Below are 23,102 nucleotides of genomic sequence, written 5' to 3'. Positions count from 1 at the left end.
CGCCGCGCCCGATGCGAAGCCGCCCGGAGCCCCGGACCCACCGCGGAGCGGGCCGCGCAGCAGCCGCGGAATGCGCTTCGTGCCCCGAATCTGGCACAAGCTGCTGGCCATCTGCATCGCCCTCATGCTCCCGCTCGGGCTGGCCACGTTCTACCTGGTCGACCAGCAGAACAGCAAGATCGATTTTGCCCGTACCGAGCTGAGCGGCGTTCAGTACCTGCGTCCCGTGAGCGCATTGATACAGGACCTCTCCGACCGCCGTGCACTGCTGCACCGCGAGAGCACCGGAGAGCCCGTGCCGAGGAGCCGGGTCGCGGCAGCCGACCATGCCGTCAGCGAAGGCTTCACGGCGCTCACGAAGGTCGACCGACGGCTGAGGGAGCCGCTGCGAACGACCGTCTCCGACCTCGCCGCCAAGGGGAAAGCCCCGCTGGCGCCCGCGGCCCTGCGCCACGACTGGGCACAGCTGTCCTCGGCTCCGTCCGGCGTCCGCGCCGACGTATCGCGGTACAACCGGCTCATCGGGAAGCTGCTGGCGCTCGGTTCCTACGTCGGAGACACCTCGAAGCTGATTCTCGACCCCGACCTCGACACGTACTACACGATGGCCGGCCTGCTGCTCCGCGAGCCGCAGATGATGAACCAGCTCTACCAGGTGGCGGGCACGGGAGACTCGATCCTGGCCCAGGGCGGCAAGTCCGACAGCGACCGGGTCCGCATCGCCTACGACACCACGGGGCTCAACCAGAACCTCCTTCAGCTCAACAGCGATCTGAACCGGGCCTTCGAGTCCACCTCCCACACCGGACTCCGCCCCGCGATCCAGCCCCTGTTGGCCAAGGCGACCTCATCGGTCCGTGAGGTGACCGGCACCGTGAACCGGCAGTTCACGAACGGCGACCGGAGCGATATCCCGCGGGTGGCCTGGGCGGCCCAGGCCACCGGCGCCATCCGGGCGAACGCGAACCTGTGGAAAGCCCTGTTCGACCAGGAAGACCGGATGCTGAACGCCCGCCTGGACAACTTCCACGACCGCAACCTGCGGGTCCTGGCCGGCATTGCCGCGGTCCTCGCCGCGATCATCGTGGCGGCCACGCTGCTCTCCCGGCGTATCACCGGCAATCTGGCGGCCGTGGTGCGCGCCGCGCAGGCCCTCGCCGCGGGCGACCTCACCCGCCGCGCGACGGTACGCAGCCACGACGAGGTCGGCGCGATGGCCACCGCCTTCAACGTCATGGCCGGGAGGCTCCAGGAGAGCTACTCCGCCGTCGAGGAGGAGGTCCGCCAGCGCACCTCGGAGCTGCATCAGAAGACCGAATCCCTCAGCCTGCTCCAGCATGTGGCCTCCGCCGCCAACGAGGCGGAGACCTGGGAGGACGCGATGCGGACGGTCCTGGACCTGGTGTGCCGGCACATGGGGTGGCCGGTCGGCCACGTCTACCTCGTCGAGCCCGCGTCCGGCTCGGGCTCCCGCACCGGCCGGCCCGCCCCGCACGCGGAGCTCACCGTGGTGTCCATCTGGCACGTCGATGAACGCGACCTGCGGATGCCGCTGCACGACATCGCCGCAGCGGCCGGGCTGTACGAGCCGAACGGCCTCCCCGCCACCGTGCGTGCGACCGGCCGCCCCGCCTGGGTGCGTGACATCACCGCGGACTCCTCCGGGGCCGGCAAGCCGTCGCCCGTGGTCGCGGAGAGCTCCGGGGTGACCGGCCGCATCGCCCTCCCGGTCATCATCGGACGGGATGTCGCGGCGGTCCTCGATTTTCTGACCCCCGAGGCCATGGAGCCGGATGACGCCTTGCTGCGGTTGCTGCTCGACGTGAGCACCCAGCTCGGGCGGGTACTGGAACGGTCCCGCGCCGCCGCGGAGCTCCAGGCGTCCAAGGAGGCGGCAGAAGTCGCCACCCAGGCCAAGAGCGCCTTCCTCGCCACCATGAGCCATGAGATCCGCACGCCGATGAACGCGGTGATCGGCATGACCGAGATTCTGCTCGACACCCCGCTCAATGCCGAGCAGACCGAATTCGCGCATATCATCCAGAACAGCGGTAACAGCCTGCTCACCATCATCAACGACATCCTTGACTTCTCGAAGTTCGAGGCCGGGAAATTCGATCTCAGACTCCAGCCGCTGGAGCTCCGTCAGTGCGTGGAATCGGCCTTCGACTTCGTTTCCCCGATGGCGGCGGAGAAGCAAGATCTCGACCTGGCGTACATTATTGATCCGGAATTGCCGGAAGAAGTTATCGGAGATATCGACCGGCTGCGCCAGATCATCATCAATCTGCTCAATAACGCCGTGAAATTCACGGAAACCGGCGAGGTCGTCCTCAGGGTCGGTTTGGCCGAATCGGAACCGGACGCCTCCGGGGAGCCGCCGGAAACGGGCCACGGGCCCGCTGCAAAGGATGCGGACGACACCATCCGGCTCCACTTCTCCGTGAGCGACACCGGAATCGGAATGGCCGCGGACCGCCTGGGCCAGCTGTTCCGGCCCTTCGAACAGCTCGACACCTCCACCACCCGGCGTTTCGGCGGAACGGGACTCGGGCTGGCCATCAGCAAGCGGCTGGCCGCGCTCATGGGCGGCACGATGTGGGTCGAGAGTGAACTGGGAGTGGGGTCGACTTTCCACTTCACCGTGGAAGCGCGAAAAGTCCCCGAAGCCATGCGTACGAGCCATGTGGTCCCCCGTGTCGATCTCCGGGGAAAGCACCTTCTGGTCGTGGACGACAAATCCACGAACCGGATGATCCTCACCCACCAGGCGAGCGCCTGGGGGATGGTGGTACGGGCCACCGGATCCCCGCAGGAAGCCCTCGAATGGGTCCGGCAGGGCGATCCGTTCGACATTGGAATTCTGGATATGCAGATGCCGGACATGGACGGTGTCATGCTCGCGGAAGAGATCCGCCACCACCGGAGCAGGGACGAACTGCCGCTGTTCCTGCTGACCTCTGTCGGCCGCCCCCTGACGTCCCAGCGGAGCCTGGCGGAGTTCTCCGGATACCACACCAAACCCATCCGGGCGGCTGAACTCTACGCGGACCTCTGCCGCACACTGCTCGGCACCGCGGCATCCATCGAAACGCCCCGCGCGGCACAGCGGCCGGGGGTAACGGAGAGCCGCCCCGCGCCCCTGCGCATCCTCCTGGCCGAGGACAACCTGGTGAACCAGCAGCTGATCGTCCGGATGCTCCGGAAGATCGGCCACGCAGTGGATACGGTCGGCAACGGAGCCGAAGCGCTGGAGTCGCTGCGGCACACGCCCTACGACGTGGTCCTGATGGATGTGCAGATGCCGGTGATGGACGGCCTGGACGCCTCCCGACGGATCCACCGGTCCGTGTCCGCCGCGGACCGCCCGTACATCATCGCCCTCACCGCGAACGCGATGAGCGAGGACCGCGACGCCTGCCTCGCCGCCGGGATGGACGACTACCTGAGCAAGCCCCTGCACAGCGCCGATCTCGCCGAGGCACTCGACCGTGTGCCACACGGTCCCCCCGCGCCGAGCCCGGAGGCTGCGCAGCCCGCACGGGGCCCGGAGGCGGCAGCGCCCGCATCCGGCCCGGAGGAGACAGCGCCGCCCGTCCTCGACACCCCCACTTTCCGGCGCCTGGTCGGCTCCTTCGGCGAGGAATTCGTCGGTCAACTCGTCGATGCCTTCCTGGAGGACTCCCCCCAACTGATCGAAAGTCTTCACCGCAGCCTCGACGAGGGGGAGGCAAGCGAACTGCGCCGGGCAGCTCACACGCTCAAGTCCCACGCACACACCTTTGGATTCCCGCGGCTCGTTCAGCCGTGCCAGGACGCGGAGGACCTCGGCGCCACCGGGGATCTGAGCGAAGCAGCACCGCTGGTGTCCCGTATCGAAGGGGAATACCGCGCGGCGAGAGACGGGCTGGTCGCACAGAGAGCGGAGCTTGACCATGACGGGAAACGCTGTGGCGGATAGCAACGCCGTGACGGACGGAACCGGCAGAAAGGGGCGCGTTCTGGTCGTGGACGACGACCGCACGAACCGCATGATGCTCACCTATCGCCTGGAAATGGCCGGGCTGGAGACGGCGACGTCCGAGAACGGGCTCGAGGCTCTCCAGATGCTGCGGGAGAGCGACTTCGATGTGGTGCTGCTTGACATCCTCATGCCGGGGATGGACGGCTACGCGACGCTTGAGGTGATGAAGCACGATCAGCGGCTCAGCCGCACACCCGTGATCATGATGTCAGCCGTCGGCGATCTGGACAGTGTCGTCCGCTGCCTCGAAATGGGTGCCGAGGACTATCTGCCGAAGCCCCTGGATCACCTCCTGCTGACATCGAGGGTCGACAACATCCTGCTGAAGATCCGGCTTGAGCAGGTGGAACAGGGACTGGGTCGCCTCACTGACGCCGTGCAGGCCATGGCCGGCGATGCGCTTCCGGCCGGGGCCCTGGACCAGCTCGCCGGGCGAACCGACTCCGTGGGCCGTCTGGCGCGGCAGCTTCAGCAGCTCGCGGCCGTGACCTCGAAGCGATGAGCACATCGACGCGGGGGTGAGGGACGAGCCACCACGCTGAGTAGCCCACGCTTACCGCACGCAATCAGCCCCGGCAGACGGGCGTGGTACGCGGACACCGGCCCGTCCCCGGCTTCCTCGCCACCGCACCCGTAGGCTCCCGCACACCGCCGCACCGTGCCTGTTTAGGGGGCGTACTGGGGGGTTCCCCTAACGACACCCGTGCGGTGCCGGTCCACGCTGATTTACATCAGCTCCCCGTCACCACCGATGGAGCGGACATGAGAGGTGGGGTGGACGTCATGACCCGGGTCGCTGTGCGCACGCCACAGCCCTCCCGGGGACACCAGCGGAGCCCGTGTGACCTCCGGACTCGCCCGGCCGCCCGCTGCCCCACCGTGAAGCGAGGAAAGACAGATGTTCCCGGAACCAGAGCCGTTCCCAGGCATGACCCGACCGCCGATGGCGGGCACCGAGGTGACCCCGTATGCGTTCGCCGGCTCCGTGCCTCAGGAAAGGGCTCTCGTACGGCAGCCTCAGCCCCATCGATCCCGGTCTTCCGCCGCAGCGGATTCCGTTCGCCCGGACCACATCGTCATGAGTACCGTCGTTCGCGCACTCGGTGATGCCGTACGTGACGGCGTCCTGCTCCCGCTGTGTCGTCTGCTGGGGCGGCTGGCGGCGGCCACCGCCGCAGGGGTCACTCAGCTGTCCCGGTACCTGCGGAAGACGCGCGGCAATGTGGTCTCCCAGCTGCTCGACCCCCATGTACGCGCCGTGCCTCAGGCCCGCCGGATCATCCGGGCCGAGCTGGCCCGATGGGGGCTGCACGAGCATGCCGACACCGCTGAACTCCTGGTGAGCGAACTGGTGACCAACGCACTCCAGCATGCCTGGGGCCCCATCCGACTGCGGATGTCCCACTCCGTCGATGGTCGGACACTGCGCTGCGACATCGCCGACGGCTGCCCCGCCACCCCGCCCGCAGCTCGCCCGCCCGCGCGCACCGACGAGGAACACGGCCGAGGACTGCACCTGGTCGAGCAGCTCTCGACCCGCTGGGGCATCCTGCGCACCCCCGCGGGGAAGCTCATCTGGTTCGAACTGCGCACCCCCGGCAGGGCCCGTCGGCTGAGGCGTCTGCGGCGGCGGATCTTACGCGCGCCCCGAGTCCGGGCCGCACTCGCCGCACCGCAGGATCGGCCTGCCCAAGGAGTTCCGCCGCGGCGGAGAGAACCGTCTGTGCGCCGTCTTCTTGGCCGGTCGCCGATGACCATGCATGACGCCCGGTCCGTCTTCGGCGTCGTCCACCTCGGACACCTCGTCATCGAGTCCGCGTCATCGAGACGGGGGAGGGCCACGCGATCTGCTCCGCGACCGGAACGGCATCCGGCCGGCGCGGGGCTGTCGGCATTGTCTCGTCGTCAACGGCGCAGTCGAGCGCCAGGTGCGTGCAGGGTGTGAGCGGGGCCCCACGCCCAGGCGGTCCTCCAGCGGCCGTGCTTACCGTCCTGGAGGGTGCGGGGGACGGCCTGAGGGGCGGTGCTCGTGGCTCCCGTCGAAGGCTCGGGACGTCCTCTGCACCGGTCGTCCGCTCAGCCTTGGGCCCAGCTCTCCTCTTCCTCGCGTGCCGCGTCGTAGGCGTGCCGGGCGGCGGAGACGGCGGGGAGGTGGGCAGCGGACCAGTCGGTGATGGCGCTGAAGAGCGGTGTCAGGGTGCGGCCCAGGTCGCTGATCTCGTATTCGACCCGCGGGGGGATCTCGGCGTGGTACGTGCGGACGACCAGGCCGTCGCGTTCGAGCTGGCGCAGGCGCTGGGTGAGGACCTTGGGGGTGATGGTCGGCAGGTGCCGCTGCAACTCGTTGAAGCGCAGCCGGCCGTGGTGTTCGAGGACCCACAGGATCGGCGTCGTCCAGCGGCTGAACACCAGGTCGATCACCGGGTTGATCGGGCACGCCTGCTCCACCGCATCGGTCATGACGCCTCCTCTCCCTCCTGGCCCACGATCGCGGCCAGGGCACTTTCCCATAGGAAACCACTATACCGAGGAAACTAGCCTGGTGGTGTGACGGCGACCCCGGTTCCCCGGAGGTCGCACGGAGGCAGGCCGCCCCTGTGGAGGCGGGCTGTCCCATGACGATGAAAGAGGCACCACCATGACATTCCCGGCACTCCCGCCCCGCGAGGGCGAGCGGCCCCGGACGGGCCCCGAAGTCCCGCACCTGCAGTTGAGCCAGACCAGTCCGGCCGAGGTCAGGCAGGACCTGCTGCGGTGGATGGACGCCGCACTGCCCGGCACCGCCTGGGGCCGCAGCAAGGTGTCCGCCCCCAGCTCCCGCGCGCTGTTCCTCGACGGCGCGCCTCCCGCCCCGGGGGCGGTGCTGATGCCGCCGAACGCCGACGAGGAATTCACGCATGTGCACGCCGACGGCAGTCTCCATCTGGCGCTGGACCCGGCCGACCATGCCGCCTTCTTGGCCTCCGGCTGGGGAGAGAAGCACCCGCTCTACGACCTCGGCATCAACGTCGTGATGCTCTACGCCCCGCGAGACCGGACCGAACTGGAGGTGGCCAAGCAGGTCATCACCGCCTCCTATGCCTACGCGACCGGCCGGGCGCCGATGTCCGACGCCGCCGCGGCCTGACACCGCGCCGTCCTCCGCCCCCGCTCCCGACCTCTTCCCGAGCCGGTCGGGCATGCCGGCCCTCCTGGGCTTCCCAGGCCGGCCGTGCCCGGCCGGCCCGAACGAGACGAAAGGCCGCTTCCGATGCGCAACTCCCTCTCTTCCACGCCTGCTTCCGGCGGAGCGCCCCCCCAGTCCGTCATCCCTTCACGTGCGGTGATCGGCAAGGCGATGCTCTCGCTGGTCGCCGTCTTCACCGGTGTTTCGCCCTACATCGCCGACTGGAACGAAACGCACGTCCTCAACCCGCTCTGGCCCGCACACGCCAAGTTCCACAACGGTCAGACGATGGCCATGGGGACCCTCCTCGCCCTGGCCACGCTGTACTTCGTCTGGCGCCGCCGGGGCGATGCGGGTTCCAACCTGCGCGCCGCGGTCGTTCTCGCCGGCCTGTACTGGGTCAGCCAGGCGCTGGCCATCTTCTATCCGGGTGCCGCTTACTTCGACCCGCAGTTCGACAAGCCCGACATGTACGTCGCCGGTCTGCCGGTGCAGGCGGTCATCGAGATCGTCGCTCTGGCCCTCATCGGGGGCGCGGTCCTGCTCTCGCGTCCGGCGCCGGGCTCCGGTGTGCCGGAGAACAGCAACTGACCACCCGCCCACCCGTGTGCCCGGCCAGCTATGAGCAACTATCCAAATGTGTCCGGTAGTTGGGCGAGGTGCGCCGGGCCGGTGTGGAGGGAACCGGCAGCCATGGTGCGGCCTGTGCCGCTACCTGGTGATCCAGCACATCCAGTGTCGATGTGGACCGTCCCGACTCGGTTTGTCGTCCCACAGGTCGGGCAGGCTTTGACAACCATGTCCGAGATCTGTCTAACTTACGCCGCAGATCGGTCATGAGTGTCAGCGACAAGCCCTGGCTTGCTGACCGGCAACCCTCGCGCCGCGGTGGGGTGCCCCAGGTGACGACCGGACCGGAAGCCTTTCGGTAAGCGCGAGGCCCCCATGGGGCTGGAACAGTGACGGTGACGGAATGTACGCAGCTCTGGAGACGGCCGCATGGCGGCGTCGCGGCTGCCTGCTGCTGTGCGCGAACCGGACGGTCGACCTGCTCCGCGTCAACAGCGCACTGTGTACCGGCACTTGCACCTGCCGTGCCTTCTGCCGAGGCTGACGGCTCTCTGAACCTCTGATGCCACCGCTGTCGCGGTGTGCACCCTTCCTGCCCAGCCCCCGTACCACGTGCCGCGTGTCCCGTGCGCATCGTCACGCAGAGTCCTGACGGCTCTGCGGTGCCGTCGCGGCATCCGTGGTCCGGGGTGTCCGAATTCGCTGGAGCCCTCCATGAGTGAATCCCCTGGCGCTGTGGTGTCCCTCGCCTCAGCGCCTCCTGCCGAAGACACCCCCGAGCCCGCCTCCGAGCCTCGTACCGCACGCCCTGCCGGAACCGAACGGCCGGGCGATGACACCGCACCGCGGCCACTGGCGGCACAGCGGGTGCTGCCGCAGCGCCGACCAGGTCGCTGGATCGCCACGGCGATCGTGCTGGTGCTGGTCGCCCAGATCGCCCACGGACTGGTGACCAACCCCTTCTATCAGTGGGACCGGTTCCAGTACTGGTTCCTGCGCCCGACGATCCTCGACGGTCTGCTCATCACCCTCGAAGTGACGGCGTACAGCGCCGTGCTCGGTCTGCTCGGCGGGATCCTGGTGGCCCTGGGCAGGCTCTCCCGGAGCCCGGTGCTGCGGGCGGTCAGCTGGACCTACACATGGCTGTTCCGTTCGGTTCCGCTGATCGTGGTGCTGCTGTTCCTCTACAACTTCAGCGCGCTGTACAAGACGCTGAGCCTCGGAGTTCCGTTCGGCCCCGCCTTCTTCACCTTCGACGAGTCCCGGCTCGCCACCGACATCGTCGTCGCGGTCGTCGGACTCAGCCTGAACGAGGCGGCGTACGCGTCCGAGGTGGTGCGGAGCGGCATCCTCGCGGTCGACCAGGGGCAGCACGAGGCGGCATCGGCACTCGGTCTGCCGAGGAGCTACCAGTTCACGAAGATCGTCTTCCCGCAGGCGCTGCGGTCCATCACCCCGAACTACGTCAATCTGCTGATCAATCTGATCAAGAGCACCTCGCTCGTCTTCTACGTGTCGCTGCTCGATCTCTTCGGCTCCGCGCAGAGCATGGGCAGCACCTACCCGGGTGACATCGTCCCGCTGTTGCTGGTCGCCACCGTCTGGTACCTGATCCTCACGAGTGCGGTCTCCGTCGTCCAGTTCTACGTCGAGCGGTACTTCTCCCGGGGCGCGACGCGCACCCTTCCGCCGACGCCGTTGCAGAAGGTGCGGACGGGTCTGCGTGATCTGCGGGCGCGAGCCCGGAGGGAGGCGGCGATATGACCACCGAGACTGCTGAGAGCACCGAGCTGACTGAGATCACCGACACCACCGACACCACCGAGATACGGCCTGCCGCGGTCGAGGTGCACGGCGTGCACAAGTGGTATGGCGGCCACCGGGTGCTGGACGGCGTCGAGTTGACCGTGCGGCCGGGCGAGGTCACCGTGATTCTCGGGCCGTCCGGGTCAGGCAAGTCCACCCTGCTGCGGGTGATCAACCACCTGGAGAAGCCCGAGGTCGGGTACGTCAGCGTGAACGGTGAGCTGATCGGCGTACGCCGGCACGGCGAGCGCAGCGAGGCGGGGGTCCGCCCGGCCGCGGGCCGGGGGAGGCTCAAGGAGCTGAGCGAACGGGTCATCCTGGGCCAGCGCAGCCGGATCGGCTTCGTCTTCCAGAACTTCAACCTCTTCCCGCACCTGACCGCGCTGGACAACGTGGCCGCCGCTCCCGTGGCCACCGGGAAGCTGACCAAGCCCGAGGCCCGGGAACTGGCCCGCGAACTGCTCGGCCGGGTGGGCCTGGCCGACAAGGCCGGCGCCTATCCGCGACAGCTGTCCGGCGGCCAGCAGCAGAGGGTGGCCATCGCCCGCGCCCTCGCCCTGCGACCGGGGGTCATCCTCTTCGACGAACCCACCTCCGCGCTCGATCCCGAACTGGTCGGCGAGGTGCTGGCGGTCATCAAGGACCTGGCCACCAGCGGCACCACCCTCATCATCGTCACCCACGAGATCGGCTTCGCCCGTGAGGTCGCCGACCGGGTCGTCTTCCTCGATGAGGGCCGGATCGTCGAACAGGGCCCGCCCAGCGCGGTGCTGGATCACCCGGAACACGAGCGGACCAGGGACTTCCTGAGCAAGGTGCTCTGACCCCGCCACGTCACCGAAGCCCCCCCGAAGAACAAGCAACACGCCACCACAACCGCTCACCGAACCAAGGACAGCCATGCGCACCCTCAGCCTCCGCAGCAGACTCCTCCGCGGCCTCACCGCGGGCACCACCGTCGCCGCCCTCGCCACCGGCCTCGCCGCCTGCGGGGGCAACAGCGACGCGGCCGGTACGTCCGACAGCAAGCAGTCCGGGAAGGTCACCGTGGGGGCCCTCTCCAACGGTGCCGCCGAGGAGACCGAACTCAAGGTTTCCGAGGTCAAGTCCATCAGCGCCAAGCTGCCCAAGTCGGTCGCCAAGAAGGGCACGCTGGTCATCGGCGTCGGCGCCCTGCCCACCGGCTCCGTGCCGCTGAACTTCGTTGGCGACGACCAGAAGACGCTCACCGGAGCCGAGCCCGACTTCGGCCGACTGGTGGCCGCTGTCCTCGGCCTCAAGCCCGAGGTGAAGAACTTCACCTGGGAGAACCTGTTCGTCGGCATCGACAGCGGCAAGGTCGATACGGCCTTCTCCAACGTCACCGACACCGAGGAGCGCAAGAAGAAGTACGAGTTCGCCACCTACCGGCAGGACAACCTGGGGTTCGAGGTGCCCAAGAAGAGCACCTGGAACTTCGACGGCGACTACAAGAACCTGGCCGGCAAGACGGTCTCGGTGAGCCGGGGCACCAACCAGGAGAAGGTCCTGCTGGAGTGGAAGGCGAAGCTGAAGAAGGGGGGCAAGGACCTTGCCGTCAAGTACTACCCGGACAACAACAGCGTCTACCTGGCACTGAACAGCGGGAAGATCGACGCCCACTTCGGCCCCAACCCCAGCATCGCCTATCACACCACCCACACGGCGAAGACCCCCAACGCGACCCGTAACGCCGGCAAGTTCTCCGGCGCCGGAGCGAAGCTCCAGGGACTGATCGCCGCGACCTCCAAGAAGGACAGCGGGCTGGCCGAGCCGGTCTCCGAGGCGATCAACTACCTGATCGGGCACGGCCAGTACGCCAAGTGGCTGGCCGCCTGGAACCTCTCCAACGAGGCCGTCAAGACCTCCCAGGTCAACCCGCCCGGCCTGCCGCTCGACAACTCCTGATCAACGCTCGCGCGGGCGTCTGCCGCCCGGGACTCCGGTGTCACGTCGAGTTCCGGGCGCACCGGCCCGCCAGGTCCGCCACGGACGACACCGATGCCATGTCTGCCACGGACGACACCGATGCCATGGATGAACCGATGCCACGGATGAACCGATGCCACGGATGACACGGAGCCTTCTCACCGCTATGTCCACCAGCGTCTCTCCTTCCCTCGCCCAGAGCCCGGCCGCACCGCACGTCCTGGACAACGCCGTCTGGGCCGCGCTGACCGGGCCGCACGCCCGGATCGCCGAGCGCGTCGGCCGCGCCGCCCGCTACCCCCTGGACGTGTGCCCCTTCACCGCCCTCGCCGACCCGGCCGACCCGGGGGCCTGGGACGACCTCGCCGCGCTGGTCGGCCCGGACACCGTCACCGCCGTCACGGGAGCGCGGACCGTCCCCGACGGATGGGAGATCGTGGAGAGCGGGCAGGGCGTCCAACTGGTCGACACCGGGCTCCGCGCCGAACCCGCGCCCGAAGCGGTACGGCTCGGGCTCGACGACATCCCCGAGATCCTGGACCTGATCGCCCTGACCAAGCCGGGTCCCTTCCTGCCCCGCACCGTCGAACTCGGCACCTATCTCGGCATCCGGCACCGCGGACGGCTCATCGCCATGGCCGGGGAACGCGTGCATCCGCCGGGCTGGACGGAGATCAGCGCCGTCTGCACCCACCCGACACACCGTGGGCGGGGCCTGGCCACGCGACTGGTCCGGGCGGTGGCGGCCGGGATCAGGGAACGCGGCGAGACCCCCTTCCTCCACACCCACGCGAGCAACACCACCGCCATCCGCCTCTACGAGTCGATCGGCTTCACCCTGCGCCGGCATACGAACTTCCTGCTGGTGCGCACCCCGGGCCGACATCCGGCACCGACGCCTTGAACGGACTGCCGCCGTGCCCGACAAGGCAGTGCCAGACAACGCCGTGCCAGACAACGCCGTGCCCGACCACGCCCAGACACCGAAGGGAACCGACGTGATCACCTCCGAGAACCGCCCCGCCCGATCCGCAACAGCCTTTGCCGCCACGGACGTTGCCGCCGACGACATACTCCGCAGCACCCTGCGGCGCCACGCGGCCGGAGTCACGGTGATCACCGTCCCGGGCCCGGCCGGCTTCACGGCCACCTCCTTCACCTCCGTATCGCTGCGGCCACCTCTCGTGTCCTTCTGCCTGAGCCTCGGCGCATCGACCGCGCCGGCCGTACGGGAAGCCGACCGGTTCGCCGTCCACCTCCTGGGCACCCGGAACGCCGAAGTGGCACGGCAGTTCGCGCGCAGCGGCGCCGACCGGTTCCAGGGCGTCGCCTGGACCGCGCACGAGGACGGCCTGCCCGTACTCGACGACGCACCCGCCTGGCTCGCCGCCCGTGTGACGCTTCGTCAGGCCGTTGGCGACCACCTGCTGGTCGTCGGCGAGGTCGAGGCCGGCGCGGTGCATCAGGAGGCGACGGCACTGGTGCATCACGACGGGGCCTTCGCCGCGGCCCGTCCACTGCTCCCACAACCGATCCGTCGCGCTTCATGACGATCACCACGAACACCACGCTCACCACGAACACGACGAGATGAGCCCACTCCCGGTACGTACGACCCCTCAGGAAGGCGCCCCATCGTGTCCTCATCATCCTCTCCGCTACCCCCTTCGGCCTTTACCTCCGCTCCGCTGCACCTGGCCGTCGCGCTCGACGGCGCGGGCTGGCACCCTGCCGCCTGGCGCGAGCCGGTGGCCCGCCCCCGGGACCTGTTCACCGCCGGCTACTGGGCCGACCTCGTCGCCGAGGCCGAACGCGGTCTGCTCGACTTCGTGACGATCGAGGACTCGCTCGGACTCCAGTCCTCGCACTTCCTGGAACCGGACGGGCGTACCGACCAGGTGCGCGGCCGGCTGGACGCCGTCCTCATCGCCGCCCGTGTCGCCCCGCTGACCAGGCACATAGGGCTCGTGCCGACCGTGGTGGCCACCCACACCGAGCCGTTCCACATCTCCAAGGCGATCGCCACGCTCGACTACGTGAGCACCGGTCGCGCGGGCCTGCGTGTGCAGGTGACGGCGCGCCCGAACGAGGCCGTGCACTTCGGACGCCGCACGTTCCCCCGGTTCGACCCCGGGGACCTGGACAGCCCGGCCGTACGGGAACTGACGACCGACCTCCTCGACGAGGCCGCCGACTACGTCGAAGCGGTGCGCCGGCTGTGGGACAGCTGGGAGGACGACGCGGAGATCCGGGACGTCGCCACCGGCCGCTTCATCGACCGCGACAAGCTGCACCACATCGACTTCGAGGGCAGGCACTTCAGCGTCAAGGGCCCCTCGATCACGCCCCGGCCGCCGCAGGGCCAGCCCCTGGTGAGCGCGCTCGCACACGAGCACGCGACCGGCGCCCCGTTCCGGCTGGTCGCCCGCTCCGCCGACGTCGGGTACGTCACGCCGCACGACACCGAGCGGGCGCGCGCCGTCGTCGCCGCGGTGCGGTCCGAGCAGGACGCGGCAGGGCGCGCGGACGAGCCGCTGCACCTCTTCGGCGACCTGGTGGTCTTCCTGGACGACGACCCCACCGCGGCGGAGGCACGCCGGGAGCGCCTCGACGCCCTCGCGGGGTACGCGTACACCGGCGACGCCCGTATCTTCACCGGCACGCCCACCCAACTCGCCGATTTGCTGCTGGAGTTGCAGCAGGCCGGGCTGTCCGGCTTCCGGCTGCGCCCCGCCGTCCTCGGACACGACCTCCGCGCGATCACCCGGGGCCTGGTCCCCGAACTCCAGCGCCGGCGCGCGTTCCGGAGCTCCTACGAGGCCGACACCCTGCGCGGGCTGCTCGGGCTCGCCCGCCCCGCCAACCGCTACGCCGTTGCCACCGCCTGAGCCGGAAGGAATTGAGGAATGAGCACATCGTCAACGGACAAGCCGCTCAAGCAGATCCATCTCGCGGCACACTTCCCGGGCGTCAACAACACCACCGTGTGGAGCGCCCCCGAGGCCGGCAGCCACATCGAGTTCAGCTCCTTCGCGCACCTGGCGCGGACGGCGGAACGGGCCAAGTTCGACTTCCTGTTCCTCGCCGAGGGGCTCAGGCTGCGCGAGCAGGGCGGGAAGATCTACGACCTCGACGTCGTGGGACGGCCCGACACCTTCACCGTCCTCACCGCGCTCGCCGCCGTCACCGAACACCTCGGCCTGACCGGCACCATCAACTCCACCTTCAACGAGCCCTACGAGGTCGCCCGCCAGTTCGCCAGCCTCGACCACCTGTCGGGTGGGCGCGCCGCCTGGAACGTGGTCACCTCCTGGGACGCCTTCACCGGCGAGAACTTCCGCCGCGGTGGTTTCCTGCCGCAGGAGGAGCGCTACTCCCGGGCCAAGGAGTTCCTGGCCACGGCCCACGAACTGTTCGACTCCTGGCGCGGCGACGAGATCATCGCCCACCGGGCGACCGGCACCTTCCTGCGCGATGCCGAGGCCGGAGCCTTTGCCCACCAGGGTGAGCAGTTCGACATCAGCGGGCAGTTCAACGTCCCGCGCAGCCCCCAGGGACGGCCGGTGATCTTCCAGGCCGGTGATTCCGACGAGGGGCGCGAGTTCGCGGCCGCCGGCGCCGACGCGATCTTCAGCCGATACAGCAGGATCGAGGAAGGGAAGGCGTTCTACCAGGACGTCAAGGCCCGCCTCGCCCGCTACGGGCGCAGGCGCGACCAGCTGCTGATCCTGCCCGCCGCGACGTTCGTCCTCGGCGACACGGATGCCGAAGCGCGGGAACTCGCCCACGAGGTACGGCGCCAGCAGGTCAGCGGGGCGACCGCGATCAAGTACCTGGAGCATGTCTGGAACCGGGACCTGTCCGCGTACGACCCGGACGGCCCGCTGCCGGACGTCGACCCGGTCCCCGGCGAGAACACCATCGCCCTCGGCCGGGCCAGCGTACGGCAGTTCCGTGACCCGCTCGCCGTCGCCGAGGAGTGGCGCGGGCGCGCCGAGGCGAAGAACCTCTCCATCCGTGAGCTGGTCATCGAGACCACCAGCCGCCAGTCGTTCATCGGCTCCCCGGCCACCGTCGCCGAGACCCTCAACGAGTTCGTCCAGGCGGACGCCTCCGACGGCTTCATCCTCGTCCCGCACCTCACCCCCGGCGGCCTCGACGCCTTCGCCGACACCGTGGTACCGCTGCTCCAGGAGCGCGGGGTGTTCCGTACGGAGTACGAGGGCACCACCCTGCGCGACCACCTCGGCCTGGACCACCCGGATACCGGGACACGGGTCCGGCGGGTGGCCTCATGAGCGCGCCCCTCGGCGTCCTCGACCTGGTCCCGATCTCGTCCGGCTCCACGGCCACCGAGGCGCTCCGCAACTCCATCGACCTGGCCCGGCAGGCCGAGCGCTTCGGCTACGCCCGCTACTGGTTCGCCGAACACCACCTCAACCCGGGCGTGGCGGGCACCTCACCCGCCGTCGTCCTCGCCCTGACCGCCTCCGCGACGTCGACGATCCGGCTCGGCTCCGGCGCCGTACAGCTCGGCCACCGGACCGCACTGTCCACGGTCGAGGAGTTCGGCCTGATCGACGCGCTGCACCCCGGGCGTCTCGACCTGGGCCTCGGACGCTCCGGCGGCCGCCCGGCCGGACCGCCCGCCACCCCGCTGCCGACCGCGCCCGTCGTCGTCGACGGCCGCGCCCCCAACGGGCTGCGGATCCCGCCGCGCTTCTCCTTCGAGCATCTGCTCGGCTCACCGAGGGTCGCACTCCAGCGCAAGCTGCTCCAGCAGCCGGGCGCCGAGTCGCAGGACTACGGCGAGCAGATCGACGACATCCTCGCGCTGCTGGCCGGTACGTACCGGTCCGCGGACGGCATCGAGGCACACGCCGTACCGGGGGAGGGTGCCGACGTACAGGTGTGGATCCTGGGCAGCAGCGGTGGGCAGAGCGCCGAGGCCGCCGGCCGCAACGGTCTGCGGTTCGCGGCGAACTACCACGTCAGCCCGGCCACCGTGCTGGAGGCGGCGGAAGGCTACCGGGCCGCGTTCGAGCCCTCCGACGTGCTCGACAAGCCGCATGTGAGTGTCTCGGCCGATGTCGTCGTCGCCGAGGACGACGAGACCGCCCGCGAACTCGCCACCGGCTACGGCCTGTGGGTCCGCAGCATCCGCTCCGCCGAGGGCGCGATCGAGTTCCCGACGCCCGAACAGGCCCGGGCCCATTCGTGGACCGACGCGGACCGGGCACTGGTCGCCGACCGCGTCGAAACGCAGTTCGTCGGCTCACCGGGCCGGGTGGCCGACCAACTGGAGCAGCTCCAGGAGGCCACCGGCGCCGACGAACTGCTCATCACCACCATCACCCACGGCCACGCCGACCGGGTGCGTTCCTACGAACTGCTGGCCGAGGAGTGGCAGCGCAGATGAGCGGGGCGCCCGTGCGCGGTGGGGAGGTCACCCGGAGGCCGCCCCACCGCGCACGGGGCTGCCGGTTTCCAGAACCGGGCTTTTCCGCCGTCGGCCGATGGAGGGGGCGCCTCAGTTGAGATGCTGGTCGAGCTGCCGTACGGCGCGCTCGCTGTAGGCCGAGCGGATCGTGGCGCTGAGGCGGCGGGCGTGGCGGGCCAGTGTCGTGGCGGCGCCGAGTTCGTGCCCGTGCAGGTGGCTGTGGGCGAGCCAGGCCGTGTAGAGGGCGGTCTCGCGTACCCGGCGCGGATCGCACGTGGCCAGTGCGGCGCTGAGGCGTTCGCGGCCCACGAGCGGGCGTCCGAGGGCGATGTCGAGGCGGCCGACGATGATCTGCATTTCGTCGGGGGTGAGCCAGTACGTCCAGGCCGGGTCCGGGTCCGTGCCGGGGCGGCGGGCGGCGTAGGCGTCCTGGGCGCGGCCGATCGCCTCGTCGGCGCGCATGGGCTCGTCCGCGACAGCGTGGGCCCACGCGGCGCGGGCGTGGAGCAGCGCGCGGACGGCCGGGGTGGCCGGAGCCGCTGCCGGCGTGCCGCGTTCCAGGGCGTTCAGCCGCGCGAGCGCGGAACGCGTGACCGTGACGGCGTCGCGGCCGTGGCCGTGCTCGGCGAGGTGGTAGCCGAGGCTGGAGACCAGTTGCGCGGCCAGTGCGGGGGCGTCGGCCGCGTGCGCCGCCTTGATGCCGTACAGGTGGTAGTGCTCGCCCGCCCGCGGGTTTCCCGCGTCCGCAGCCGACCAGCCCGCGAGCTGGCACATCTCGGCGAGAATGCGCAGCAGATCGCGCCCGACCGCTTCGGTGTACGTGCAGGTGCGCAACAGGGCCGCCGTACGCGCGAGTTCGTCGCGGACGGCGGGGTACAGATCGCCGCCGGCGACGGTGTCGTCGGCCTCGTGCAGATAGCGCAGCCGTGCGCGGACCCGCTCCAGGGTGGCGGCGCCGATGCGGTGGGTCCGCCCGTGCGAGCGGTGCGCGCCGAGGGGCGGGGGCGGAGTGATCAGCCACTGGTGCACCACCCGTACGACGTGATCGCGGGAGACCGTCCCCGTGTGTGCGGGGTCGGCTCCGAGCCGGGTGGCGAGGTCGTCGCGCTCCGCCGCTCCCCAGATGTCTTTGATCAACTCCGAGGGCTCATCGGCTTCGTCGCGGTGTGCGGCGGACGGCTTCGGAGACGGGCCCAGCCGCGCGTCGAGTTCGTCCAGGGAGAGCGCGAGTTCGCCGGCCAGCGCACGGCGGATGCCGGGTGACGGGGCGGAGATTCCGCGCTCCCAACGGGCGACGCTGGACACATCGACCCCGAGGCGCTGCGCGAGCGACTCCTGCGTATGGCCGCGGCTGCGGCGCTGCCGAGCGAGGGCGGAGGAAGCGAGAGGGGGCACGGGGGAAGGGTAGCCCTGTGGTCTGTGCTCCTCGGCCGGGCAGGTGCCGACGCGTACGGGCGCGAGACCGTGCGTGCCTGGTGTGTGCCGGGTGCGCACCCGCTGAAGGGCAAGTGCCGGGTTCCTGCCCTGGTCCGTGGCGCGCCCGGCAGGTGAACTCGATGTCGTCCACCCGATCCGTACGTCCGTACATCCGAGGGGAAGGAATCCCATGCCGCTAGTGCGCGATCCCGCGCGCGCCGACGAGGGCGTCCGCAAGGCCGACTTCACATACAGCCGCATGAAGGACGACGTGGCCGCGATTCCCCAGGACTGCCTCAGCCCACGCCGGCGGGACCACCTCGGCTCCTGGCAGGTCGGCACGTGACGCACAGCGAAGTCACCCACGTCGTCTGGGACTGGAACGGCACCCTCTTCGACGACGCCGACACCCTGATCGCCTGCACCGTGGAGGCGTTCGCGCGGCTGGGCCTGCCACCGGTCACGGCCGAGCGCTATCGGACACTGCATACTCAGCCGATCGACGCCTTCTACGACCGGCTGCTGGGCCGTCCCGTCCCACCGGCTCTGCGCGCCGAGTTGCACGCCGCTTTCCACGATGCCTACCTGCGCCGCAGACCCGGCATCGGCCTCGCCCCCGACGCCGTCGCCGCGCTGCGCACCGTCGCGGAGGCCGGGCTGACGCAATCCGTCCTGTCCATGCATCCGCACGACGCCCTCACCGCGCTGATCGACCGCTTTGCGCTGCGCCCGTATCTGGTGCGTGTGGACGGGCAACGGGGCGCGGACGCGGGCTACAAGCGGGACCATCTCGTGGCGCATCTGCGCGCCCTGGACCGTCGGCCCGGGGACGTCCTGCTCGTCGGCGACAGCGTCGATGACGCCCGTGCGGCTGCGGCCGCCGGCACCCGCTGTGTGCTCTACGCCAGCGGCCTGCACTCACCCGACGCCCTCCACGCCGAGGGCGTCCCCGTCGTTCACACCCTGGAGCATGCCTTGGCCACCGCTCTTTCGCCCGCCTCATGACGATGCCCGACACCGCCTCGGACGCGGCCGCCGCCACCACCTGGACGGTGCTGCGCGCACCCCATGTCCCCCGACTCCTGTCGGCCTCGCTCATCGGCCGGCTGCCGACCGGCATGGTGCCGCTCGCACTCGTCCTCGTCGTACGCCACCACGGCGGTGACTACCGGCTGGCCGGGATGCTGACGGCGCTCTACGCTGTCGGCGCCGCCGTCGGCGGGCCGGTTATGGGACGGTTCATCGACCGTACGCGACAGCCTCCCCTGTTGCTGGGCGGCGCCATCACCTCTGGCGCCGCGCTTGCGGCACTCATGGTGCTGGACCCGGTCGGCTCCCCGGGGCTCGCCGCCGTTGCGGCTGTGGTGGCGGGGGCCGCCACACCTCAGCTCGAACCGTGTCTGCGGGTGTTGTGGGAGCACGTTCTGCACGGCGAGCGCGCGGTGCGTGCCGCGTTCGCCGTGGATGCCGCCACCCAGGAACTCATCTTCGTGTGCGGCCCGTTGCTGGTGCTGGGCGCGACACACCTCCTCGGCTCGTCAGGCGGACTGCTGACCGCGGCGGTGATCTGCTTGGCGGGTACCGTCGGATTCGCCACCGCTTCCCCGGCCCGGTCCTGGCGCGCGGCGCGGCCCGGCAGCCGTCACTGGGCGGGCCCGCTGCGCAGCGGGCGCCTGGTGCGGCTGTTCGCTGCGCTCGTCTGCGTCGGCGCGGCGATCGGCGTCTTCACCGTGGCCACGCCCGGCTACGCGGACGCGGAGGGCAGCCTGGGCGCGGCGAGCTGGCTCATCGCGCTCAACGCGGTCGGCGCGCTGCTCGGCGGTGTCCTCTACGCCGCCGCCCCGGTGGCGCGGAGGGAAGACCGACGACTGCTCTTCCTTCTGGTCTTGTTGACGATCGGCTATCTGCCCCTGACACTCACCCCTGCCCTTCCGGGCATGGCGCCGCTCGCCCTGGCCAGCGGGCTCGCCCTGCCCGCTGTCCTGGCCTCCGCGTTCGCTCTCGTCGCCGGGCTGGCGCCGGAGGGGACTCTCACCGAGGCCCACGCGTGGATGATCACCTCGTTCGGCGCAGGCAACGCCGGAGGATCGGCACTCGCCGGAACGCTGGTCGACCTGACGTCTCCCACCGCAGCATTCGCCGCTGCCGCGCTGTGCGGCGCGGCAGCCGCAAGCCTCTCCTTCTCGCGGCGACGGCCCCCACGAAAGGGGGAATGAAGTGGCTCGGGGCATTCCAGAGGCTGGGCATATCGCGTGCAGTGGCACCAAGTAGTCAGCTTCGTGGCGGCAGTCATTCCCCTCACGCTGATCCCCGGCACCAGCTTCACCCTTGTCACGCAGCGGGTGATCGCTGGCTCAAGGTCTGATGGCGTGCTCGTCGCGTTCGGCTCAGTGTGCGGACTTCTGGTGCACGCGGCGTTTGCCGTGGCCGGCTTGTCGGCCTTGGTCATGTCGTCGGCTCAGGCGTTGACGGCGGTGAAGCTCCTGGGCGGCATCTATCTCATCTGGCTGGGCGTGACCACCTGGCGCTCGGCACGGCAAGGCATCGAAGCAACGGGACAAAGACGATGGCGCTTGCCGTGGGCCCAGCGCGGGAGCTTCAGCCAGGGGCTTTGGTCCAATGCCCTCAACCCGAAGGCGGCATCGGTCTATCTCACTCTCGTACCCCAGTTCCTCATGCCGACCCGCCAGGTCGCGCCGCAGATCGCGGCGCTTGCGGTCGCGCATGTAACCGTCGTCCTTGTATGGCTGCTGTTGTTGACGTCAGTGGTTGCCGCTGCGCGCACGGCCATCGACACCCCCCGGTTCCGACGCCGGATGAGCCGCCTGGCAGGAGCCGTGCTGGTCGTCCTGGGGATTCGAACCGCAACCGCGGGGCAAGTCGGCTGGGTTGGCTGACACGGGGGAGGGCGACCGAGGCATGGCGGCCGAAGACCGGTACGACGGCCACGCCGCGGGCGGAGGCAGCGGCGACATCGACGTGGAAAGCCTCAGCAGCACATGGCTCGGCGAACCGCATGCACGTATGGCGAAGGGCCAACAAGGTGAACCTGGCCCACCTGAAGGCAGGAAAAGCACCGGACAACGCAGAGGGGAGGTCTGATGGTCTGCGATCCACTCTGGCGGTTGGTTCGGCACACATCTGCTGCCCTGATGCTGCCGAAAGGCCGTCCCGCCTCCGCACCGGCAAAACATCCGAGGAGCAGGAACGACGATGGCACCCGACCCGACAATCGCCCAGGTGACCATGACCCTGGCTGCCCTCGCAGCCACCGGGGCCACCCCGCGTCCGTCCGGGGAGCCCCTGGAGCAGCAGACCACACGCATCATCACCGGCATCGACGCGCAACTGAGCGATTCCACCCTTGCGACGCAGGGCGCGTGGGAGCTGGTGTGGCTGGCCCTGAGCGAGGCCAACGCCAATATGGCCTACCTCGCACGGAGCACCGACGGCTCGAACGAGTTCGCCGTGGTCGCTCGCGGAACGGACGCCGATCCGACCGACATCCTCGAAGACCTCGATGTCGGCACGGTCGTCCCGTTCCCCGAAAGCGGATCGCCGAAGCCCATCGCCGTTTCCAAGGGGGCAAAGGACGCGTTCACACGAGTTGTCAACGCCCGCTCGATCGCCTCCCCCTCTCCGAACGCCACGCTCGCTCAGGCGCTCTCCGCCGCGCTCAAGTCGGCGCCCTCCTCGCCGCAGCCGACCGTCTATCTGACCGGTCACAGCCTGGGCGGTTGCATCGCCACCATGCTCGCGCCGTACCTACAGGCACAGACCTGGCCGAAACAGCCGAAGTTCGCGGTGATCACCTATGCCGCTCCCACCGCCGGCGTGCAGAGCTTCGTCGACTACTTCGACTCCATTCCGTGGGTCATCGACGAGCGCCAGAACAACGCCTACGACCTGGTACCGCACGCGTGGGCCGATCTCGACACCACCGCCGGCTGGTACCCGAGCCCGGGACCGCAGGCGACCGAAGAAGTGAAGCTGCTCATCGGGACGATCTCCAAGCGCACCAAGGGCAACGTCTACGTCCAGCCCGGCACGCTCTGCCTGATGAACACCGGATACACGAGCCTCGCCAAGAACCTGGTCAACAAGACCACCCAGGACTTCCTCGGCCAGGTCGCCTTCCAGCACGCCAACTCCACCTACCTGGACCTGGTGGGGGCGCCTGACGTCCCTTCCGGGCCGGTGGTGACCGACGTGACCCCCACCTTCGGCGCAGCAGGCACCACGGTGACCATCAACGGCTCGGGTTTCAGTCAGGACAGCATGGTCGACTTCGGCCACTTCGCCTGCACCAAGCCCGACATCGACCCCTCCGGCACGAGGATCACCGTCAAGGCCCCCACCGGATCCGGCGTCGTCCACGTCCGCGTCACCAACACCCTCGGCACATCCCCGGCCGTCGCGATGGGGCAGTTCGCCTATGGCGGACCCGCACCTGTGGTGGTCAGTGCGGTCAGCCCGACCAGCGGAAAGGTCGGCACCCCGGTCACCATCAACGGCTCGGGCTTCGCCAATGGCGCCACCGTGCACTTCAAGGACAAGGCATCCGACTCGGTCAAGTTCGTCTCCACCGGCCAGCTCACCGCAACAGCGCCCGGTCAGCTCGACGTCCAACAGACGGTGAACATCACCGTGACGGTCGGCAAGGCCACCTCTCCCACCAGCCCGGCCGACGAGTTCACCTACACCGGACGGTAGCGTCCGCCCGCCCCGCTCCC

At 69.7% G+C, this 23,102-nt stretch carries 20 protein-coding genes and 1 riboswitch; of the genes, 18 read left to right on the top strand and 2 right to left on the bottom strand.

Annotated elements, in window-relative coordinates; genetic code table 11:
- Nucleotides 1–79: 79 nt before the first annotated feature.
- The 3 genes from TU31_RS36070 to TU31_RS37320 all read left to right on the top strand — a co-directional run bounded on the left by TU31_RS36070 (nucleotide 80) and on the right by TU31_RS37320 (nucleotide 5,969).
- Nucleotides 80–3,961, top strand: coding sequence for a GAF domain-containing hybrid sensor histidine kinase/response regulator (locus TU31_RS36070; RefSeq protein ID WP_158894744.1), 3,882 nt, complete (start codon nucleotides 80–82; stop codon nucleotides 3,959–3,961).
- Nucleotides 3,962–4,007: 46 nt separating this feature from the next.
- Entirely contained in the window at nucleotides 4,008–4,526 is a 519-nt protein-coding gene (locus tag TU31_RS36065; RefSeq protein WP_158894739.1) for a response regulator, read from the top strand.
- Nucleotides 4,527–5,102: 576 nt separating this feature from the next.
- Nucleotides 5,103–5,969, top strand: a complete 867-nt coding sequence (locus tag TU31_RS37320) for an ATP-binding protein (RefSeq protein ID WP_158894736.1) — start codon at nucleotides 5,103–5,105, stop codon at nucleotides 5,967–5,969.
- Nucleotides 5,970–6,100: 131 nt separating this feature from the next.
- Here the strand turns inward: TU31_RS37320 and TU31_RS26765 are convergent, their stop codons facing one another.
- Complete coding sequence (locus TU31_RS26765) at nucleotides 6,101–6,484, bottom strand: winged helix-turn-helix transcriptional regulator (RefSeq protein ID WP_042159080.1); 384 nt, start codon at nucleotides 6,482–6,484, stop codon at nucleotides 6,101–6,103.
- Nucleotides 6,485–6,662: 178 nt separating this feature from the next.
- Here TU31_RS26765 and TU31_RS26760 point away from each other — a divergent pair, with 178 nt between their 5' ends.
- From TU31_RS26760 to TU31_RS26715, 10 genes are all read left to right on the top strand, one after another.
- Nucleotides 6,663–7,151, top strand: coding sequence for a luciferase domain-containing protein (locus TU31_RS26760; RefSeq protein ID WP_042159079.1), 489 nt, complete (start codon nucleotides 6,663–6,665; stop codon nucleotides 7,149–7,151).
- 123 nt (nucleotides 7,152–7,274) lie between these two features.
- Nucleotides 7,275–7,781, top strand: a complete 507-nt coding sequence (locus tag TU31_RS26755; protein ID WP_219819226.1) for a DUF6640 family protein — start codon at nucleotides 7,275–7,277, stop codon at nucleotides 7,779–7,781.
- 241 nt (nucleotides 7,782–8,022) lie between these two features.
- A riboswitch (SAM riboswitch) is annotated at nucleotides 8,023–8,131 on the top strand.
- Nucleotides 8,132–8,474: 343 nt separating this feature from the next.
- Entirely contained in the window at nucleotides 8,475–9,524 is a 1,050-nt protein-coding gene (locus TU31_RS26750) for an amino acid ABC transporter permease (RefSeq protein WP_042159078.1), read from the top strand.
- Nucleotides 9,521–10,390, top strand: coding sequence for an amino acid ABC transporter ATP-binding protein (locus TU31_RS26745; protein WP_245698769.1), 870 nt, complete (start codon nucleotides 9,521–9,523; stop codon nucleotides 10,388–10,390). The genes TU31_RS26750 and TU31_RS26745 overlap by 4 nt, the downstream gene beginning before the upstream one ends.
- A 76-nt stretch (nucleotides 10,391–10,466) precedes the next feature.
- Nucleotides 10,467–11,492 (top strand): transporter substrate-binding domain-containing protein, encoded by a 1,026-nt coding sequence (locus TU31_RS26740; protein WP_042159077.1) that lies wholly within the window; start codon nucleotides 10,467–10,469, stop codon nucleotides 11,490–11,492.
- A gap of 187 nt (nucleotides 11,493–11,679) precedes the next feature.
- Nucleotides 11,680–12,417 carry a GNAT family N-acetyltransferase gene (locus TU31_RS26735; protein ID WP_042159076.1) on the top strand — a complete coding sequence of 246 codons (738 nt, stop codon included), beginning with the start codon at nucleotides 11,680–11,682 and terminating at the stop codon, nucleotides 12,415–12,417.
- 94 nt (nucleotides 12,418–12,511) lie between these two features.
- The gene (locus tag TU31_RS26730; RefSeq protein WP_042159950.1) at nucleotides 12,512–13,063 is read left to right on the top strand and encodes a flavin reductase family protein; all 552 of its coding nucleotides are present in this window, start codon (nucleotides 12,512–12,514) and stop codon (nucleotides 13,061–13,063) included.
- A gap of 87 nt (nucleotides 13,064–13,150) precedes the next feature.
- On the top strand, nucleotides 13,151–14,401 hold the full coding sequence (locus tag TU31_RS26725) for an LLM class flavin-dependent oxidoreductase (RefSeq protein WP_181018670.1): 1,251 nt from the start codon (nucleotides 13,151–13,153) through the stop codon (nucleotides 14,399–14,401).
- Between the two features lie 18 nt (nucleotides 14,402–14,419).
- Complete coding sequence (locus TU31_RS26720) at nucleotides 14,420–15,811, top strand: NtaA/DmoA family FMN-dependent monooxygenase (RefSeq protein WP_042159073.1); 1,392 nt, start codon at nucleotides 14,420–14,422, stop codon at nucleotides 15,809–15,811.
- On the top strand, nucleotides 15,808–16,932 hold the full coding sequence (locus TU31_RS26715; protein ID WP_042159072.1) for an LLM class flavin-dependent oxidoreductase: 1,125 nt from the start codon (nucleotides 15,808–15,810) through the stop codon (nucleotides 16,930–16,932). Before TU31_RS26720 ends, TU31_RS26715 begins: the two co-directional genes overlap by 4 nt.
- Nucleotides 16,933–17,043: 111 nt before the next feature.
- On the opposite strand, the gene TU31_RS26710 is transcribed toward TU31_RS26715, so the two are convergent.
- On the bottom strand, nucleotides 17,044–18,348 hold the full coding sequence (locus TU31_RS26710; RefSeq protein WP_158894733.1) for a helix-turn-helix domain-containing protein: 1,305 nt from the start codon (nucleotides 18,346–18,348) through the stop codon (nucleotides 17,044–17,046).
- A gap of 211 nt (nucleotides 18,349–18,559) precedes the next feature.
- On the opposite strand from TU31_RS26710, the gene TU31_RS38815 reads away from it, so the two are divergent.
- The 5 genes from TU31_RS38815 (at nucleotide 18,560) to TU31_RS26690 (ending at nucleotide 23,082) form a co-directional block, all read left to right on the top strand.
- Nucleotides 18,560–18,715 (top strand): hypothetical protein, encoded by a 156-nt coding sequence (locus TU31_RS38815; RefSeq protein ID WP_158894730.1) that lies wholly within the window; start codon nucleotides 18,560–18,562, stop codon nucleotides 18,713–18,715.
- Entirely contained in the window at nucleotides 18,712–19,374 is a 663-nt protein-coding gene (locus TU31_RS26705; protein WP_042159071.1) for an HAD family hydrolase, read from the top strand. The genes TU31_RS38815 and TU31_RS26705 overlap by 4 nt, the downstream gene beginning before the upstream one ends.
- Nucleotides 19,371–20,585 (top strand): MFS transporter, encoded by a 1,215-nt coding sequence (locus TU31_RS26700; protein WP_052719069.1) that lies wholly within the window; start codon nucleotides 19,371–19,373, stop codon nucleotides 20,583–20,585. Before TU31_RS26705 ends, TU31_RS26700 begins: the two co-directional genes overlap by 4 nt.
- A 63-nt stretch (nucleotides 20,586–20,648) precedes the next feature.
- Nucleotides 20,649–21,266, top strand: coding sequence for a LysE family translocator (locus TU31_RS26695; protein ID WP_245698768.1), 618 nt, complete (start codon nucleotides 20,649–20,651; stop codon nucleotides 21,264–21,266).
- A gap of 349 nt (nucleotides 21,267–21,615) precedes the next feature.
- Nucleotides 21,616–23,082, top strand: a complete 1,467-nt coding sequence (locus TU31_RS26690; protein WP_245698856.1) for an IPT/TIG domain-containing protein — start codon at nucleotides 21,616–21,618, stop codon at nucleotides 23,080–23,082.
- The last annotated feature ends 20 nt before the right edge of the window (nucleotides 23,083–23,102 follow it).

Source organism: Streptomyces lydicamycinicus (assembly GCF_000829715.2).
Lineage (GTDB): Bacteria > Actinomycetota > Actinomycetes > Streptomycetales > Streptomycetaceae > Streptomyces > Streptomyces lydicamycinicus.
This window is presented reverse-complemented; position numbering and strand designations above follow the sequence as displayed.